Below are 18019 nucleotides of genomic sequence, written 5' to 3' on the forward strand. Positions count from 1 at the left end.
CCCGGCATTACCCGCAACCAGAACAGGAAATCTCCGGTGTCCCAGTCCATTCCCAGCTTCGCCGTCACCCGTTCGGACCACCCGCGCAGCGCTGAAGAGCGCGCCCAGATCCTGGAGAAGCCGGGCTTCGGCCTGCACTTCACCGACCACATGGTGGAAGTGCGCTGGGACAAGGACACCGGCTGGCACAACGCCAACGTGCGCGCCTACGGCCCGCTGCAGCTGGACCCGGCCGCGGCCGTGCTGCATTACGGCCAGGAAATCTTCGAAGGCATCAAGGCCTACCGCCATGCCGACGGTTCGATCTGGACCTTCCGCCCGGATGCCAATGGCCGTCGCCTGCAGCGTTCGGCGCAGCGCCTGGCGCTGCCGGAACTGCCGGTGGAGATCTTCGTCGAATCGCTGAAGCAGCTGATCGCGGTCGACAGTGACTGGGTGCCGTCGGCCGATGAGTCCAGCCTGTACTTCCGTCCGTTCATGATCGGCGACGAAGCCTTCCTCGGCGTGCGTGGCGCGCACAAGGCCGGCTACTACGTCATCGCCAGCCCGGCCGGCCCGTACTTCGCCAAGGGCGTTGCCCCGGTGTCGATCTGGCTGTCCACCGAATACGCGCGTGCGGCCAAGGGCGGCACCGGTGCCGCCAAGTGCGGTGGCAACTATGCTGCTTCGCTGCTGCCGCAGCAGAAGGCGCAGGCACAGGGCTGCTCGCAGGTGCTGTTCCTCGACCCGGTCGAAGGCAAGTACCTGGAAGAGCTGGGTGGCATGAACGTGTTCCTGGTCTACAAGGACGGCACGCTGGTGACCCCGGAACTGTCGGGCAGCATCCTCGAGGGCATCACCCGCGAGAGCATCCTACAGCTGGCCCGCGACCGTGGCATGAAGGTCGAAGAGCGCAAGGTCAGCATCGACGAGTGGAAGCAGGGCGTGGCCTCCGGCGCGATCAGCGAAGTGTTCGCCTGCGGCACCGCGGCGGTGGTCACCCCGATCGGCCAGCTGAAGGGCGAGGGCTTCTCGGTGGGCGACATCAACGCGCCGGCCGGCGAAGTGACCATGTCGTTGCGCAAGGAACTGACCGACATCCAGTACGGCCGCTTGCCGGACCGCCACAACTGGCTGGTCAAGCTGGGCTGATCGCCCACGCTGAACTGTAGCGTCGAGCCCGCGCTCGGCGGCGCTTCCGGAAAGCCCGTCCCCGTGACGGGCTTTCTGCGTTGTGGGGCCGGACGCCAGACCGCAGTAGGCGATTGCTTGACGCAAATAGGTTTGCAATGCAAACTAAATTCAAGCGACCCCGATGGAGCGTGTCATGCAGCAGTCGTCCGTCATTGATCCTTCCTCGCGCCTGCAGGCGCTGACCCGTGAATACTCGCGGTACTCGCGAAGTGCCGGGGGCCTGTCGGCGATGGCTGGCGGCATCGCCTGCCTGGCCTCGTTCCTTGCCGGCGCCCTGTTGCCGACCACCCTGGCGCTGCGCATCGTGCTGATTGCCGTGCCGGTGCTGTGGATCGTCGGCAAGCAATGGCTGGCACGCCGTTATTACCAGCGGCTGGGCCAGGTCGAGGAGCAGGTCACGCCGGTCGAACGCAATTTCCAGCGCTTTTTCATCACCTTCACGGCGCTGGTAAGCGTGCTGGTGATCGGCAGCGTGCTGGCCCGGCTGGCGCCGATCGGCCAACTTCCCTGGGACCTGCGCGCCATTGGCTACCTGGCCGTGGTGGCGCTGCTGCCCTGGGTGGTGTGGCGCTGGCTGCGTACGCCGCTGGAGTTCATCGTAGGTGTGTTCCTGTTGTGCCAGGCCGCGCTGGCCTTCACCGGGCAGGCGTATGGCTTCGGCCTGAGCACGGCCGTGTTTCCGCTGGCATCCGTCGTACTGATCGTGGTCGGCTGGCGTGACCACCAGCGCTTCCAGCGGCTGCAGGTGGAGATGCGCGCGTTCATGGCGGCACGGACGAACCTCGAATGACCCAGCTGCCTGATTCCAGAGCGTTGCTTCAGCTCGACCGCTTGATCCACGAGCCGGCACGCCTGCTGATCCTGTCGATCCTGGCAGGTGCTGAATCCGCCGAGTTCGGATTTGTCGAGCATCTCAGCGGGTTGAGCAAGGGCAATCTCTCCAGCCATCTGAGCAAGCTTGAAGCGGCAGGGTTGGTCGCCATCAATAAGTCGTTCCGTGGCAAGCGCCCACTGACCACCCTGCAGTTGACGCCGATGGGCCGTACTGCCCTGGCCGAGTACCGCACGCAGCTGGCAGCGATCGTTGCCGGCATTCCCGATCCGGATCGAAAGGACGCCTGACATGACATTGCTTCCGCGCCTGTTTGCAGTTCTGGTTGTTTCCTTCTCTGCTCTCACCGGCGTGGCCGCAGCCGCAGATCCGCGCCAACAGGGAGCCACGCTGACCACGCAGTTCTACGAAGGGCACGTCGACGCCCTGTGGGAACGGATGACGCCGCAGATGCAGGCGGGGCTGAAGTCCCCGCAGAACCTGGTGGCGCTGCGCGAGCAGGTGCTCGCTGGCTGGGGCGCAGAAACCGAGCTGGTCAGTGAGAAGGTCGAGAAGGTTGATGGATTCGACACCTATCTGCGGCAGGCGCGCTTCGCCAGGAGCCCGGCCATCATCCAGGTGCTGTGGGCCATCGATGCCGACGGGCGGATCGGCGGCTTCTACATCCGCCCGCTACAGACCACGCCGCCGCAGGCTGCGGCGAGCGGGTTCCTCGACTACCAGACCCGCACACGGCTGCAACTCCCGTTCGACGATGAATACTTCGTGTTCTGGGGCGGGCGTACTGTCGAACAGAACTACCATGCGGCCCATGCCGGCCAGCGCTTCGCGCTGGATCTGCTGGTGGTACGCGATGGCCGCTCGCACCGTGGCGATGGGCTGCGCAACGATGACTACTACTGCTTCGGCCGCCCGATCCTCGCGCCGGCCGACGGCACGGTGGTGGACGTGGTCGAAGGGATCGCCGACAACGTGCCGGGGCAGATGAACGCTGCTCAGCTCACCGGCAACCGCGTCATCCTCGATCACGGCAATGAGGAGTACTCGGTGCTGGCGCACTTGCGCCAGGGCAGTGTGCGGGTCGCCCAGGGACAGGTTGTCCGCAGCGGCGCGCACCTCGGTGACTGTGGCAACAGCGGAAACTCCTCCGAACCGCACCTGCACTACCAGCTGCAGGCCGGGCCCGTGTTCGGTGTCGGCGAAGCGTTGCCGGCACAGTTCTCCGGCTACGTGGCCGATGGCCAGCCGGTTGCACGCGGCGAGCCGGTCAAAGGGCAGCGCATCCGGCCAGCGAGCGTTCCGCAGGCAAAGTAGTCAGTGCGTCCGACGCGACGGGCAGGCGCACTGCGGGCACGCTGCGCGGTCGTTGGGGGCAGCAGCGAACGCCGATGTCGGCATAGTCATTCCAGGACACGTGACGGCCCAGTCAGGTCTGTGCAGGACACGAGAAAGTTCCTTCACCTTCACAAACCCTCGACCCGAAAAGTCTCAGAACGAACATTTCATCTTGCTGAAAAGACGCTGAAAATCTTGTGGTGTCCGGTTTCGGCCATTAGCGTCATGTGCACGGCGGATCGTTAGGGGGATCCGCTGACTCACCGGACTTCGAACCTCGCCAATGCAAGCCAGCCCAGGGTTCGGGCCGGTGCTTCTGCCGATTCCGGCATTCACACCACAAGAAAGGGAAATACGATGTCCCAGGTAACGCAACCGCGTGTGCGTCGAGTGTGGGTGGTCCTTGGTGCGTCCGTTCTGTCATCGCTGCTGCTGGCCACGCCTGCGCTGGCCGGTGATGTCCAGCTCAGCGGCCTGCAGTCCGCGCCGACGCACCAGCGTTTCATCGTGAAGTACCGCGACGGCAGCGCCGCCGTGGCCAACACCACTGCGCTGGCTTCGTCGCTGAAGACGGCCGCCGCTGGCCTGGCCAGCAGCCAGGGCCGCGCGCTGGGCCTGCAGGAGGTCCGCAAGCTGGCCGTCGGCCCGACCCTGGTCAAGACCGACCGTCCGCTCGACCAGGCCGAATCCGAGCTGCTGATGCGCAAGCTGGCCGCCGACCCGAACGTGGAATACGTCGAAGTCGACCAGATCATGCGCGCGACGCTGACCCCGAACGACACCCGCTTCAGCGAGCAATGGGGCTTCGGCACCTCCAATGCCGGCATCAACATCCGGCCGGCCTGGGACAAGGCCACCGGCACCGGCGTGGTGGTGGCCGTGATCGATACCGGCATCACCAACCATGCCGATCTCAACGCCAACATCCTGCCGGGCTATGACTTCATCAGCGACGCCGCGATGGCGCGCGATGGCGGCGGCCGCGACAACAATCCGAACGACGAAGGCGACTGGTACGGCGCCAACGAGTGTGGCTCGGGCATCCCGGCCTCCAACTCCAGCTGGCACGGCACCCACGTTGCCGGCACCGTGGCCGCGGTGACCAACAACAGTACCGGCGTGGCAGGTACCGCGTTCAATGCCAAGGTCGTGCCGGTGCGCGTGCTCGGCAAGTGCGGCGGCTACACCTCCGACATCGCCGATGCGATCGTGTGGGCGTCCGGTGGCACCGTCAGCGGCGTACCGGCCAACGCGAATCCGGCCGAAGTCATCAACCTCTCGCTGGGCGGCGGTGGCAGCTGCTCGACCACCTACCAGAACGCGATCAACGGCGCGGTCGGCCGTGGCACCACCGTGGTGGTCGCCGCCGGCAACAGCAACACCAACGTGTCCTCGTCGGTGCCGGCCAACTGCCCGAACGTGATCGCGGTGGCGGCGACCACCTCGGCCGGTGCACGTGCCAGCTTCTCCAACTACGGTACCGGCATCGACATCTCGGCACCGGGCCAGAGCATCCTGTCCACCCTCAACACCGGCACCACCACGCCGGGCAGCGCGACCTACGCGTCGTACAACGGCACCTCGATGGCGGCGCCGCACGTGGCCGGCGTGGTCGCGCTGATGCAGTCGGTCGCTCCGAGCCCGCTGAGCCCGGCGCAGGTCGAGAGCATCATCAAGAGCACGGCACGTCCGCTGCCGGGCGCCTGCTCGGGTGGTTGCGGCGCCGGCATCATCGACGCCAATGCCGCCGTGGCCGCGGCGATCAACGGTGGCGGCAACCCGAACCCGGGTGGCAACGTGCTGCAGAACAACGTGCCGGTGACCGGCCTGGGCGCTGCGACCGGTGCCGAGCTGAACTACACCGTCGCGGTTCCGGCCGGCAGCACCCAGCTGCGCGTCGCGATCAGTGGCGGCAGCGGTGATGCCGACCTGTATGTGCGCCAGGGCAGTGCCCCGACCGATACCACCTACACCTGCCGTCCGTACCTGAGCGGCAACAGCGAGACCTGCACCATCAACAGTCCTGCCGCCGGCACCTGGTATGTGCGGGTGAAGGCCTACAGCACCTTCTCGGGCCTGACCCTCAACGCCCAGTACTGAGCCCAAGCCCCTCTCCATGGGCACGCCCCGGCTCAGGCCGGGGCGTTTTTCTTTGGGTAGGTACCGGCCTTGCAAGGGCAGCGCTTTGGTGGGTGCCGACCTTGGTCGGCACGCTGTTCCTCAGACCGACTCGAAGCGGTTGGCGGCCACGTTCTTGCGCACGTGCTGCGGATCGAAGATACGACCGTTCATGGCGATGTATACGCCGCTCGGCAGCGACTGCACCGCACCGATCGCGCAGCCGATGTTGAACTCCGCATCCGACCCACGGAACCGCGCCGGGCTGAGCGCGCCGGTCATCACGATGGTCTTGTCCGGGATCGTCGCCAGCACCTTGCCGGTCTGCACCATCGAGTCGGTGCCGTGGGTCACCAGCACGTGGCGGGTCGGCTGCGCGGCGATGGTGGCGCGGATCAGTTCGCGGTCTTCATCGTTGATGTGCAGCGAATCCTTGCGCAGGATCGGAATCACGTTGAAGCGGAACGTCACGCCCAGCTCGCGCAGGATCATGCCGATCTGGGGGTCGCCGATCTGGTAGTCCGACTTGTCGTCGAAGTAGATCTTGTCGATCGTGCCACCGGTGGTGACGACCAGGAGCTCTTCCATCATGTGCATGCGCGAAACCAGGACAGGTACAGCGGCGCGGGGCCAGGGACACAGATGATACGGCCCGGCGGGTGCAGCGTCAGCGTCGCTTGCCGAAGCGGGCGCGCAGCCCCGGCAGGCTGGCGCTGAAGATCACCAGCAGGGCCAGCGCGATTTCGATCAGCGCCAGCCAGCGTGTTTCCGGGTGGCTCCAGGCGCTCATCACGCCGTGGCTGAACCAGCCCAGCGCCAGTACCGAGGCCCAGAACCCGGCCTTGCGCCAGCCCAGGCGCAGCGCAAAGGCCAGCGCCAGCGGCGGCGCGGTGAACACCAGCTGGGTGGCCAGCCAGTGCTTGTCATTGATGAACCAGCCGGCGAACAGCGCGGCCAGCCCCATCAGGGCCAGCAGCAGGACCGTGCGCGGCGGGCGGCTCATCGGGCCAACCGCTGCGCGATGTCGGCCACCCGGCGGCCCAGCGCGCGGGCCAGCACGGCCTCGTCGTCGGTCGGCTGCGGGTCATCGGCGGCACCGGCCACGTGGCTGGCGCCATAGGGCGTGCCGCCGCTGGTGGTGTGGCTCAACGCCGGTTCGGTGAACGGGATGCCGACGATCACGCAGCCATGGTGCAGCAGCGGCACCTGCATCGACAGCAGGGTCGATTCCTGGCCGCCGTGCATCGAGGCGGTGGAGGTGAACACGCCGGCCGGCTTGCCGGACAGGGTGCCATTGACCCATTCGGCGCCCAGTCCATCCAGGAAGTGCTTGACCGGGGCTGCCATGTTGCCGAAGCGGGTGGGGCTGCCGAGCAGCAGGCCCTGGCATTCCACCAGGTCCTGCACGCTCACATAGGGGGCGCCGTCGTCGGGTACCGGCGGCTGCGCGGTCTGGGTCACGGCGGCCACTGGCGGCACCGTGCGCAGGCGCGCGCTCATGCCCGGCACTTCGCCGATGCCCCGCGCGATCTGGCGCGCCAGCCGTGCCACCGAACCGCCCCGGCTGTAGTACAGCACCAGAATCTCGCCCATCGTGCCCGCTTCTCCTCGTCGTGTGGTCGCCAGTATGGCTATCCTGCCAGCATTCCGCATCGGGTACCCTTCCACCGATGGAACCTTTGGATACGCTCAACCTGTGGATGGAGCGCGCGCGGGATCGCGCACGGGCCATCAGTTTCGGCCGCTTCCTGTGGCATCGCTTCCTCGACGACCGCCTGTTCCAGGCAGCGGCGGCGCTGGCCTACACCACGGTGTTCGCGCTGGTACCGCTGGCGATCGTGGTGTTCGGCGTGCTCTCGGCCTTCCCCGTCTTCGACCGCTGGAGCGACCAGCTCAGCGATTACGTCTTCTCCAACTTCGTGCCCAATGCCGCGCGCGCGGCCGAGGGCTACCTGCGGCAGTTCTCGGCCAGTGCCGGTCAGCTCACCGCCGCCGGCTTCATCGCGCTGGTGGTGTCGCTGCTGATCACGCTCAACAGTGTTGAAGAAACCTTCAACCAGATCTGGCGGGTCGGCTCGACCCGGCCCAAGCTGACCCGCTTCCTGGTCTACTGGACTGTACTGACGCTGGGCGCGATGCTCGCGGCGGCTTCGCTGGCGGTGTCGGCGCGGGTGTTCGCGATGCCGCTGTTCGGCACCCAGGAGGGCCGCTGGCTGGCCGAACTGGCACTGCGGCTGGCGCCGATCCTGATCGAGTTCGTCTGCATCACGCTGATGTTCCGGGTGGTGCCGCACCACACGGTGAAGTGGCGGCATGCAGTGCCTGGCGCCATTCTGGCCGCGGTGATCCTGGAGCTGGTGAAGTGGGGCATCGGCGCCTACCTGGGCAGCTTCCAGTCCTACCAGAAGCTGTATGGCACGGTCGCCTTCGTGCCGATCCTGCTGCTGTGGATCTACCTGTGCTGGGTGGCGGTGCTGCTGGGCGCGTCGTTGTCCTCGTCGATGGCGGCCTTCCGCTACCAGCCGGTGGAACTGCGCCTGCCGCAGGGCTACGAGTTCTATGGCCTGCTGCGCCTGCTCGGCCGCTTCCACCATGCCCGAGCCAAGGGCAAGGGCCTGGCCGATGATGAAATCCTGCGGCTGGAGCCGATGCTGACCGATTCGCTGCTGCAGGACCTGGCCTGCAACCTGCAGGAGATCGGCCTGCTGCGCCGCGATGAACGTGGCGAATGGCTGCTCTCGCGCGACCTGGACCAGGTGAGCCTGGCCGATCTTTACGAATGTACCCAGTTGCGCATTCCGGTAGCCGAGCAGCATCTGCCGTATCGCGACGACAGCCTGGGCCGTGCCGCATTGGCGGCGCTGGATGATCTGCGACTGCCCCTGCGTGAACGCCTGAAGCGCAAGGTCAGCGATATCTATACCGACTCTGGAGACATGCCATGACCCGCAAGACCCCGTCGCTGCTCCCGCTGGCCCTGCTGCTGGCACTGTCGGCCTGCAAGCCGGCCCAGGAGCCGACGCCGGCCAGCAGCCAACCGCCGGCGCAGGCACCGACGCCGACCGCACCGGCGCCGGTCGAGGAAACCCCGGCCGAGCGCACCACCGCCGAGTTCCCGACGCTGAAGATGAAGGCGGTGGATGGCAGCGACTACGACCTGGCCGCGCACCGCGGCAAGTGGGTGGTGGTGAACTTCTGGGCGACCTGGTGTGCCCCCTGCCGCAAGGAGATGCCGGAGTTGTCGGCGCTGCACGCGATGCGCAGCAACATCGAGGTGGTCGGCCTGGCCTATGAAGACATCGAGGTGCCGGAGATGCAGTCGTTCCTGACCAAGCATCCGGTGACCTATCCGATCGTGATCGTGGATCCGTTCGATCCGCCGACGGACTTCGCCACACCGCGCGGTTTGCCGCTGACGCACCTGCTGGATCCGCAAGGCAAGCTGGCGCACACGTTCCTCGGTCCGGTGACGGCCGCCGACATCGAAAAGCAGATCGCAGCTGCCAAGTAGCGGGTTGGTCGGCAGGGCCTGCGGCCCTGCACCCGCGGTAGTGCCGGCCGCTGGCCGGCAACCCCAGCAACAGCAAAAGCAACAGCAACAGCAACAGCGGGCTATCCGTGGGATGGCGGGGCGGTGTCGGAGTGCGGGGACGCTGCAAGTACGTCCCTGTAAGCTTGGCAGCCGCATCCATGCGGCTGACACCCCGCACTCCGACACCGCCCCACCTCTGACAGATTCCTCATGTCTGGTAGATCCACGTCATGCGTGGATGATTCTCCAGACAAATCGAATATTTCGAATTGAATTCGAAGAGCATCCACACATGGTGTGGATCAACGACAGATCGCGGAAATCTGTCGAAGGCGGGGTGGGTCCGGGTGCGGGGGCGTGAGCCGCATGGGCGCGAGGCACGCCTCGGGCGGGTTGGGTAGGACGCCCAACCCCGGTCTTGCCGTGTGCGCAGGACAGCGCACACGAGCAAGCCGCGACCGAGCTTACATGGGTGAGGGCGCTTTGCTTGCGAAGCACTGCTTCGCAAGCGCCCGAACGCACAGCCGCCAGCGGCTGGGCCGGGCCCCGGAGGGGGACTTGCAGCGCCCCCCGCACCCGGACCCGCCCCGCCATCCCTCAGGAAGCCCGCTGTTGCTGTTGCCGTTGCTCTGGCTTCGGCAGGTGCAGGGCCGCAGGCCCTGCCGACCCACCCTAATCCTCGACCGGGAAGTCCTCGATCGGCTTCAGCACATCGTAGTGCTCGCGATGCAGCTTGCCCTTCAACTTCGGCAGCTCCGGCAGCGGTGCATCCACCCGCGTGTCCGGCAACCGGTCCAGCAGGTTGCGCACCAGTGTCAGCCGGCCCAGCCGCTGGTCGTTGAAATCCACAAGTGTCCACGGCGCCGCCTCACGATGCGTCGCGCGCAGCATCGCCTCGCGGGCCTCGGTGTAGGCGCTGTACTTGCTGCGCGACTTCAGGTCGACCGGAGAGAGCTTCCAGCCCTTCAGTGGATCGAGGTGGCGTTCGGCGAAGCGCTTTTCCTGCTGTTCCTGGTCCACGCACAGCCAGTACTTGAACAGCAGGATGCCGTCGTCCACCAGCAGTTGCTCGAATACCGGCGCCTGATGCAGGAACTGCTGGTACTCGGTTTCGCTGCAATAGCCCATCACCCGTTCGACACCGGCGCGGTTGTACCAGCTGCGGTCCATCAGCACGATCTCGCCGGCGGCGGGCAAGTGCGAGGCGTAGCGCTGGAAGTACCACTGCGTGGCTTCGCGGTCGGTGGGCTTGGGCAGCGCCACCACCCGGCACTGGCGCGGGTTGAGGTGCTGGCTGATGGCCTGGATCGCGCCGCCTTTACCTGCGGTATCACGGCCTTCGAACAGCACCAGCAGGCGCTGTCCGCTGTGCTGCACCCAGCGCGCCATGGCGGTCAGCTCCAGCTGCAGCGGCAGCAGCAGTTCGTCGTAGTCCTTGCGCTTGAGCTTGGCCATCGTCACACCACGCGGGGAGGAAGCCCGAGCGTAGCGCAGGGGCTGCCCAGGCGATGTCGACGCCGGGTAGAGTCGACGGTCAGTCGACTATCGCGCGAAGCGCGGGGGTTTCGGCTTCCTGCCGAGGGCAGTCGACTGACCGTCGACTCTACCCAGTCGACGTCATCCAATCGACATTACCCAGCTGACATTACCCAGCCGACATTACCCAGCCGACATTACCCAGCCGACATTACCCCGTCGGTTCGGTTGTTCCCAGCCAGCCGTGTTCGCGCGCCAGCTGCTGCACCAACGCCGACAGATCGCGGGCAAACCCGTCCATGTCGAACAGCCCGCTGCGCTCGCGCGCCTGTGCCAGTTCAGCGCGCAACGCCGCCAGTGCTGCAGGGGCGTTGCCCAGCGCGCTGGCGGTGGTGATGAACGCCGCATCGTCGGCGACATTCATCCGTGCCATTCCCAGATGGTGGTTGAGGCTGCCGGCCACGCGCGCGGCGAAGGTGTCACCCGGGCAGGTCAGCACCGGGCAGCCGGCCCACAGCGCATCGGAGGCGGTGGTGTGCGCGTTGTACGGATGCGTGTCGAGGAACAGGTCGGCCAGCTGATAGCGCGCCAGGTACTGCGGATGCGGCAGCTTGGCCATGAACACCAGGCGTGCCGGGTCCAGGCCGGCAGCCTGCGCGGCAGTGCGCAGGCGGGCGTCGGCCTGGCCCGGTCCGGACAGCAGCCACAGTACGCTGCCGGGCACTGCCTGCAGCACTGCGAAGGCACGGCCCATGCTGCGCGGGTTGAGCTTGTAGCTGTTGTTGAAACAGCAGAACACCACGCCCTGCGCGGGCAGTCCGCAGTCCGCACGGGTCGGCGCAGGCTCCAGCACGCGCGTATTGTCTGACGGCTGGAAGGCTCGTGGCAGGCGCAGCACGCGTTCGCTGTAGCACGGCTCCAGTGCCGGCGGCAGGGCGAAGGCATCGCCGACCACCGCGTCCATCCACGGCGCCCCCGACGTGCCCGGATAGGCCAGCCAGTTCAGCTGCAGCGCGGCAGGGCGCATCGCCAACACTTCCGGCGTGCCGCCACCGCCCCAGCCGCGCAGGTCGAACAGCAGGTCGATGCCCTGTGCGCGGATGCGTGCGGCGGTATCGGTGTGTCGCAGGCCAGCCACATCATGCAGCTGCGCCGCTGCCTGCAGCCGCTGGCGGATGCGGCTGCCGTCGTCGCGGTTCAGCGCGAACAGATGCAGTTGCAGTGCGGGGTCGCGACGCAGCTGCTCGAACAGCGCCACGGTCAGCAATCCGGTCGGATGTGCGCCGAACCCATTGGAGAGGAAGCCGACGCGCAGCGGGCCGTGCGGGCGCACCGTTGCCGGCGGCAATGGCCGCACCGAGGCAGTCACGGCCAGCGCACGGGTGTGCGCGCAGGCCAACTGTTCGGCAGCGCTGGCGTCCTCGCTGAGGAAGGCGAACGGCTCGACCACGCCCTGGCTGCTGGCAACGGCGGCGCGCACCTGTGCCGCCAGCGTGTCCAGGTCCTGCCAATCGCACAGGCGACGCTGCCAGGCCAGGCGCTGGGCGGCGATGTACGGCTCGGCCGGCATCAGCCCATGCGCGCGTCGATAGGCCGCCGACGCGCCTTCGGCATCATCGGCATCTTCCAGTGCATGGCCCAGCCACAGCGCAATGCCGGGATGCTGCGGTGCCAATGCCGAGGCCTGGCCGAGCAGCTTGGCCGCATCGCCATGTGCACCGGCCATCCACGCCACGCGGCCCAGCCGTGCCAGCGCTTCGGGGTGATTCGGGCGCAGCTGCAGCGCACGTCGCGCGGCCTGTTCGCCGGCAGCGATGTCGCCGGCTTCCAGTTCCACGTCGGCCAGCATCACCCAGGCGACGAAGTCGTCGGGCTGGCGGGCGATCGCTTGCTGCAGTTGCTGTCGCTGCTGCCAGGCCGACATCGTGCTCAGCCTGCCGACAGCTGGGCCAGGGCGTCGACCTGGTGTTCGTGGCTGAGCCGCTGCAGCAGCGGATCGAGGTCGCCGGCCAGGATGTTGGGCAGGTCGTACAGGGTCAGGCCCTCCACGCGGTGATCGGTGATGCGCCCCTGCGGGAAGTTGTAGGTGCGGATGCGCTGGCTGCGATCACCACTGCCGACCTGCAGGCGCCTCGACTCGGCCTGCGCCGCGTCCTGGCGTTGGCGCTCGGCGTCGAGCAGCTGCGCTTTCAGGCGCTTCATCGCCTTGTCGCGGTTGGCGTGCTGGCTGCGTTCGGTCTGGCATTCCACCACCACGCCGGTCGGTACGTGGGTGATGCGGATCGCCGACTCGGTCTTGTTGACGTGCTGGCCACCGGCGCCGGAGGAGCGGAACGTATCCACCTTCAGGTCGGCCGGGTTGATGACGATGTCATCGACTTCGTCGGCCTCCGGGATGATCGCCACGGTGGCCGCCGAGGTATGGATGCGGCCCTGCGATTCGGTGGCCGGCACGCGCTGCACACGGTGCGTGCCCGATTCGAACTTCAGGCGCGAGAACGCACCACGGCCGACCACCCGTGCCACCACTTCCTTGTAGCCACCGTGCTCGCCGGGATTGTCCGATTCGATCTCGACCTTCCAGCCCTGGCGCTCGGCATAGCGGGCGTACATGCGGAACAGGTCGCCGGCGAAGATCGCCGCTTCATCGCCGCCGGTACCCGCGCGCACTTCCAGGAACAGGTTGCCTTCGTCGCGCGGGTCGCGCGGTACCAGCAGCAGCGCCAGTTCCTGCTCCAGTTCCAGCAGGCGCGCCTGCGCGGCGGCGATTTCCTCGTCGGCCAGCTCGCGCAGGTCGGGGTCGGCGCGCATGCCTTCGGCGGCGGCCAGATCGGCCTTGGCACGTGCTTCATCGGCCAGTGCAGTGGCAACCGGTTCAAGTTGGGCGAATTCGCGCGAAAGGTCGCGGAAACGGGTGTTGTCGGCGACCACGTCGGGTTCGGCGAGCAGGCGTTCCAGTTCTTCGCGGCGCTCGGCCAGCGCTTCCAGCTTACGGCGCAGGGTCGGCGTCATCGGGTCTCACGGGTGGGTGGCGGTAACCCGGCGTAGCCGGGAACAGGCGCTCGGCGGCGCGGGTCAGGTCGGCATCGCCGCTCAGTGCGGCAGCGCGCAGGGCAGCGGTAGGAGGATGCAGCAATCGATTGGTCAGGCCGTGCGCCAGCAGTTCCAGCACTTCGTCGGCCGGCTTGCCGTTGGCCAGCTGCTGGCGCGCGCGTTCCAGCAGTTCAGTGCGGGTGGCCTCGCCGAACGCACGCAGCTGTCGTAGCGGCGCCTGGTGGGCGCTGGCCTGCTGGGTCTCGATAAAACGCGATACCTGAAGGTCGATGATCGCCTCGGCCTCGGCGGCCGCCTCGCGGCGTCCGCGGCGGTTGTCTTCCACCGCGCGCTCCAGGTCGTCGACGGTGTAGAGGAAGGCGTCGTTGAGCGTGCCGACCTCCGCCTCGATGTCACGCGGCACGGCCAGGTCGAACAGCAGCATCGGCTTGTGCCGGCGCGCGCGCAGGGCCTTGGCCACCATCTCGCGGTGGATCACCGGTTCGCGCGCAGCGGTGGCCGAGAACACCACGTCCGCCTCGCCCAGGTGGCGGTCCAGTTCGGTCAGTGGCAAGGCTACGCCACCATGGCGGCTGGCAAGTTCCTGCGCGTGGGCGAGGGTGCGGTTGGCGATCAGCAGCCGGCGTACCTTGCCTTCGCTCAGGTGCCGTGCAGCCAGTTCGATGGTCTCGCCGGCACCGACCAGCAGCACGGTGGAATCGTCCAGCCGCGCGAACGCGTTCTGCGCCAGGCGCACCGCCGCCGACGCCACCGATACCGGGTTGGCGCCGACCTGGGTATCGGTGCGCGCACGCTTGGCCACCGAGAAGGTCTGCTGGAACAGGCGGTCCAGGCGCTGGCCGAGCAGGCCGTGGTCACGCGCGGTCGACCATGCGTCCTTCACCTGGCCGAGAATCTGCGGTTCGCCCAGGACCATCGAGTCCAGGCCGGTGGCGACCCGGAACAGGTGGCGTACGGCTTCTGCATCGGCATGCTGGTACAGGTAGCCCTGCAGGTCGCCGGCCTGGGCCTGCAGCCACTGGTCCAGTGCCTGTGCCGAATCGGCCACGGCATACAGCTCGGTGCGGTTGCAGGTGGACAGCAGCACCGCCTCGGCGATCTGCGGAGTATCGCGCAGCGAACCGAGCGCGCGCGGCAACGCCTCACCGGCGAAGGCCGCGCGCTCGCGCAGCTCCACCGGTGCGGTCTGGTGATTCAGTCCGAGCACCCACAGGGTCATTGTTCAGTTGCTTGCGATAAGCTGCTGGCCATTGGACGACATTTTAAGGCCCCGATGCCGACGATGCCCGCATTGATTCGCATCCCCAGTGTTCTGCTGCTGTCCCTGGCCTGCAGCCAGGCCCTGGCGGCGGTGCCGGCCAAGGCCCCCGTACGGGCCCCGGCCACTGAGGAACTGGCGCTGGAACCGGTGATGGCCGGTGAGTTCGCGCTGCAGGCCGGCAAGCTGGCCGAGGCGGCCCGCTGGTACCTGCAGGCCGCCCAGCAGACCGACGGCGACGCCGGCCTGGCCGAGCGCGCGACCCGCATTTCCATGCTCGCCAACGATGACGCCAGCGCCGCCAAGGGCCTGGCCCTGTGGCAGCAGCGCGCGCCCAGCTCGTTGACCATGCGCAGTGCCGCTGCCGCGCTGGCCATGCGCCAGGGCGATGTGAAGGCAGCGCGTGGCGATCTGCAGGCCTTGCTGGCCGACCCGGATGAACGTGGCTGGAAGTTCGCCCTGGCCGCCCTGATCGGCGGCGGCCGCGACCCGGCAGTACCGGCGCAGGTGCTGGGCGAGCTGGTCGACGCCAACGCCATTCCGCCGAAGATCGAGGCGTGGCAGGAGTTCGGACGCCTTGCCCTGCGCATGGACAAGCCCGAGCTGGCGCGGCGCATGATCGATGAAGTGGTCAAGCGCTTCCCCGACGAACCGCGTGTGGCGCTGCTGCGGGCCAGCCAGCTGCAGCAGGCCGGGGAGACCGGCAAGGCGTTGTCGCTGCTGCACGATGTGGAGCCGAAGACCCGCCAGGACCCGGAATTGCGCAATGCAGTCGCCATTGCCTATGACAGCCTCGGCCAGCCCGCCGCCGCCGAGCGCGTGCTGGCGTTCGGCCCGCAGGACGTGCAGACCTGGGGCATGCGCGCCTCGCTGCTGGCCAAGCAGGGCGACAAGGCGGCGCTGTCCAACCTCTACAACGAACTGTCGCGGCAGGCGGCCAAGCCGGACCCGGCGCAGCGCCTGCTGCTGGGCAAGATCGCCGAGTACCTGAAGCGTTATCCCGAGGCGGTGCAGTGGTACCACAGCGTGCCCGGCGGCGATGAACTCAGCGAGGCGCGCCTGCGCGCGGCCAATGCCCAGGCCCTGGCCGGGCGCCTGCCGCAGGCATTGGATGAAGTGCACGCGATCCAGTCCGATGCGGTGGTCGACGACGATGTGCGCCGCGATGCCTACCTGCTGGAGGCCGAACTGCGCCAGCGCGCTGACGACAGTGCCGGGGAGCTGGATGCGCTGGCCCGCGGCCTGGCCGCCTACCCGGATGACAACGGCCTGCTGTACGCCCGTGCGCTCACCTGGGAACGCCGCGACGACATCCCGCGCGCCGAGGCCGACCTGCGCAAGATCCTGGTGACCGACCCGGAGAACGTGCCGGCATTGAACGCGCTGGGTTACACCCTGGCCGATCGCACCGGTCGCCTGCAGGAAGCGCTGGAGCTGATCGACCGCGCCCGCGTGGCCGAACCGGACAACGCTGCCATCGTCGACAGCTATGGCTGGGTGCTGTACCGCCTGGGCCGCAAGGAAGAAGCACTGGTGCAGCTGCGCCGTGCCTGGACCCTGGCCAAGGACCCCGAGATCGCCGCCCATGTCGGCGAAGTGTTGTGGGTGCTGGGCAAGCATGACGAGGCCCGCCATTTCTTCGACGAAGCGGCCAAGCTCGACCCTGAAAACCGCGCGCTGCTGCGCGCCCGCGAGAAATTCAATCCATGAGTGTTTCCCTGATCCGGCCGCTGCTGTTGGCAACCGCGGCCCTGGCGCTGACCGCCTGTACCAGCGTGGGCACGCAGAAGACCCCGGCGCCGGCGGTGGTCGAGGTTGTTTCGGCCGAAGCGGCGCAGGCCGAGGCGGCGCGCGTGGCCGCGCTGCAGGCACAGCCGGACTGGGCTTTCCAGGGCCGGGTCGCAGTCAGCAAGGGCAAGGATGGCGGCAGCGGACGCATCGACTGGAAGCAGGAAGGACGCCGCTATGTGGTCGAGCTGAGCGCGCCGGTGACCCGGCAGAGCTGGAAGCTGACCGGCGATACCCATTCCGAAGCCGGTCGCCTGGAGGGACTGGCCGGTGGGCCGCGTGCCGGCGAGGACGCCCAGCAACTGCTGCTGGAAGCGACCGGCTGGGACATTCCGGTCAACCAGCTGCCGGCGTGGATCCGTGGCCTGGTGGCCGGTGATGCGGCCGGTCCGGAGAAGGTCGAGCGTGATGGTGAAGGCCGGCCGCGTCGCATGCAGCAGATGGGCTGGCAGGTGCAGTACCTGGACTGGTACCCGGCCGAGGCCGGGCGCCCGGCGCTGCCGCGCCGGATCGAGGCCGGCAATGGCGACGCCAAGGTGCGCCTGCTGGTCGACCAATGGGGGCAGGGCACCCCATGAGTGCCGGGCGCGATGACACGGGCTGGTCCTGGTGGCCGGCCCCGGCCAAGCTGAACCTGTTCCTGCACATCACCGGCCGCCGTGCCGATGGTTACCACGAGCTGCAGACCGTGTTCCGCCTGCTGGACTGGGGCGACCGCATCGGTCTGCGCCTGCGTGAAGACGGCCAGGTGCGCCGGCAGGGCGAGGGGCTGGCTGGCGTGGCCGAGGCGGATGACCTGGCGGTCCGCGCCGCGCGGCTTCTGAAAGATGCAGCCAATATCGTGCAAGGCGCAGACATCATCGTCGAAAAAAACGTTCCTGCAGGTGGTGGCTTTGGCGGCGGTTCGTCCGACGCGGCCACCGTACTGGTGGTGCTGAACCGGCTCTGGCGTGCCGGTCTGGACGAGGACGCGCTTGCTGCGCTGGGCCTGCGCCTGGGCGCCGACGTGCCGGTGTTCGTGCGCGGGCGCAATGCCTGGGCCGAAGGGGTGGGTGAGCGCCTGCAGCCGATCGTGCTGGAGCCGGCCTGGTATGTGGTGGTTGAACCGGGTGTTCATGTTCCCACCCCGGCTCTGTTCGCAGACCCGGATTTGACGCGCGGCAGCCCAGTGGCGAAAATAGAGGACTTCGCTTCCGGGACCTTGGTCGGGAACGCGTTCGAACCGGTGCTGCGCCGCCGTGAGCCTGCCGTCGAGGCAGCGTTCGCCGCGTTGAGCGACATCGGCACGGCGCGGCTGACCGGTTCGGGAAGTGGTTGTTTCGTCGAGTTCGCATCGCAGTCTGCCGCAGAGCAGGGACGGTCGAAGTTGCCGAAGGAGTTGCGGGCAAGGGTGGCAGCGGGCGTTGCGCGTTCGCCACTGCTGGATGCACTCGAGCAACACTGATTTATCAAT

The 18019-nt window shown here is 67.7% G+C and carries 17 protein-coding genes; 10 read left to right on the forward strand and 7 right to left on the reverse strand.

All coding sequences use genetic code 11. The features are described 5' to 3' along the window. Positions 1-36: 36 nt before the first annotated feature. The 5 genes from CKW06_RS03985 (at position 37) to CKW06_RS04005 (ending at position 5440) form a co-directional block, all read left to right on the forward strand. Entirely contained in the window at positions 37-1131 is a 1095-nt protein-coding gene (locus CKW06_RS03985) for a branched-chain amino acid aminotransferase (protein ID WP_024957744.1), read from the forward strand. A 175-nt stretch (positions 1132-1306) separates the two neighbouring features. Then, positions 1307-1963 (forward strand): hypothetical protein, encoded by a 657-nt coding sequence (locus CKW06_RS03990; RefSeq protein ID WP_024957745.1) that lies wholly within the window; start codon positions 1307-1309, stop codon positions 1961-1963. Then, positions 1960-2295, forward strand: a complete 336-nt coding sequence (locus tag CKW06_RS03995) for a transcriptional regulator (protein WP_024957746.1) — start codon at positions 1960-1962, stop codon at positions 2293-2295. Before CKW06_RS03990 ends, CKW06_RS03995 begins: the two co-directional genes overlap by 4 nt. 1 nt (position 2296) lies before the next feature. Continuing rightward, complete coding sequence (locus tag CKW06_RS04000; RefSeq protein WP_024957747.1) at positions 2297-3319, forward strand: M23 family metallopeptidase; 1023 nt, start codon at positions 2297-2299, stop codon at positions 3317-3319. A gap of 378 nt (positions 3320-3697) precedes the next feature. Next, positions 3698-5440, forward strand: a complete 1743-nt coding sequence (locus tag CKW06_RS04005) for a S8 family peptidase (RefSeq protein WP_024957748.1) — start codon at positions 3698-3700, stop codon at positions 5438-5440. A gap of 120 nt (positions 5441-5560) precedes the next feature. Here the strand turns inward: CKW06_RS04005 and CKW06_RS04010 are convergent, their stop codons facing one another. From CKW06_RS04010 to wrbA, 3 genes are all read right to left on the reverse strand, one after another. Next, a complete protein-coding gene (locus CKW06_RS04010; RefSeq protein ID WP_010481766.1) occupies positions 5561-6046 on the reverse strand; it encodes an asparaginase domain-containing protein in 486 nt (161 codons plus the stop codon). A 79-nt stretch (positions 6047-6125) separates the two neighbouring features. Then, on the reverse strand, positions 6126-6461 hold the full coding sequence (locus tag CKW06_RS04015; RefSeq protein ID WP_005408180.1) for a DUF2069 domain-containing protein: 336 nt from the start codon (positions 6459-6461) through the stop codon (positions 6126-6128). Then, positions 6458-7051 carry an NAD(P)H:quinone oxidoreductase gene (gene wrbA, locus CKW06_RS04020; protein ID WP_005408181.1) on the reverse strand — a complete coding sequence of 198 codons (594 nt, stop codon included), beginning with the start codon at positions 7049-7051 and terminating at the stop codon, positions 6458-6460. The genes CKW06_RS04015 and wrbA overlap by 4 nt, the downstream gene beginning before the upstream one ends. Before the next feature lie 77 nt (positions 7052-7128). On the opposite strand from wrbA, the gene CKW06_RS04025 reads away from it, so the two are divergent. Together CKW06_RS04025 and CKW06_RS04030 are read left to right on the forward strand one after the other, a co-directional pair. Then, positions 7129-8403 carry a YihY family inner membrane protein gene (locus CKW06_RS04025; protein WP_005408182.1) on the forward strand — a complete coding sequence of 425 codons (1275 nt, stop codon included), beginning with the start codon at positions 7129-7131 and terminating at the stop codon, positions 8401-8403. Beyond that, positions 8400-8969: a TlpA family protein disulfide reductase gene (locus CKW06_RS04030; protein WP_024957750.1), complete on the forward strand. Its 570-nt coding sequence runs from the start codon at positions 8400-8402 to the stop codon at positions 8967-8969. Before CKW06_RS04025 ends, CKW06_RS04030 begins: the two co-directional genes overlap by 4 nt. A 693-nt stretch (positions 8970-9662) precedes the next feature. Here the strand turns inward: CKW06_RS04030 and ppk2 are convergent. From ppk2 to hemA, 4 genes are all read right to left on the reverse strand, one after another. Next, positions 9663-10445 (reverse strand): polyphosphate kinase 2, encoded by a 783-nt coding sequence (gene ppk2 / locus CKW06_RS04035; RefSeq protein WP_024957330.1) that lies wholly within the window; start codon positions 10443-10445, stop codon positions 9663-9665. Positions 10446-10677: 232 nt separating this feature from the next. Further along, positions 10678-12390, reverse strand: a complete 1713-nt coding sequence (locus CKW06_RS04040) for an O-linked N-acetylglucosamine transferase, SPINDLY family protein (RefSeq protein WP_024957329.1) — start codon at positions 12388-12390, stop codon at positions 10678-10680. Between the two features lie 5 nt (positions 12391-12395). Then, positions 12396-13478 carry a peptide chain release factor 1 gene (prfA, locus tag CKW06_RS04045; protein WP_024957328.1) on the reverse strand — a complete coding sequence of 361 codons (1083 nt, stop codon included), beginning with the start codon at positions 13476-13478 and terminating at the stop codon, positions 12396-12398. Next, positions 13456-14739 (reverse strand): glutamyl-tRNA reductase, encoded by a 1284-nt coding sequence (hemA, locus tag CKW06_RS04050; RefSeq protein ID WP_005408187.1) that lies wholly within the window; start codon positions 14737-14739, stop codon positions 13456-13458. The genes prfA and hemA overlap by 23 nt, the downstream gene beginning before the upstream one ends. 63 nt (positions 14740-14802) lie before the next feature. Here hemA and CKW06_RS04055 point away from each other — a divergent pair, with 63 nt between their 5' ends. The 3 genes from CKW06_RS04055 to ispE are packed head-to-tail and all read left to right on the forward strand — an operon-like array spanning position 14803 to position 18010. Continuing rightward, positions 14803-16488, forward strand: coding sequence for a tetratricopeptide repeat protein (locus CKW06_RS04055; protein ID WP_024957327.1), 1686 nt, complete (start codon positions 14803-14805; stop codon positions 16486-16488). Next, positions 16485-17144 (forward strand): lipoprotein insertase outer membrane protein LolB, encoded by a 660-nt coding sequence (gene lolB, locus CKW06_RS04060; protein ID WP_024957326.1) that lies wholly within the window; start codon positions 16485-16487, stop codon positions 17142-17144. The genes CKW06_RS04055 and lolB overlap by 4 nt, the downstream gene beginning before the upstream one ends. After that, the gene (gene ispE / locus CKW06_RS04065) at positions 17141-18010 is read left to right on the forward strand and encodes a 4-(cytidine 5'-diphospho)-2-C-methyl-D-erythritol kinase (RefSeq protein ID WP_024957325.1); all 870 of its coding nucleotides are present in this window, start codon (positions 17141-17143) and stop codon (positions 18008-18010) included. The genes lolB and ispE overlap by 4 nt, the downstream gene beginning before the upstream one ends. Positions 18011-18019: the final 9 nt, after the last annotated feature.

The organism is Stenotrophomonas maltophilia (genome assembly GCF_900186865.1).
Classification (GTDB): domain Bacteria; phylum Pseudomonadota; class Gammaproteobacteria; order Xanthomonadales; family Xanthomonadaceae; genus Stenotrophomonas; species Stenotrophomonas maltophilia.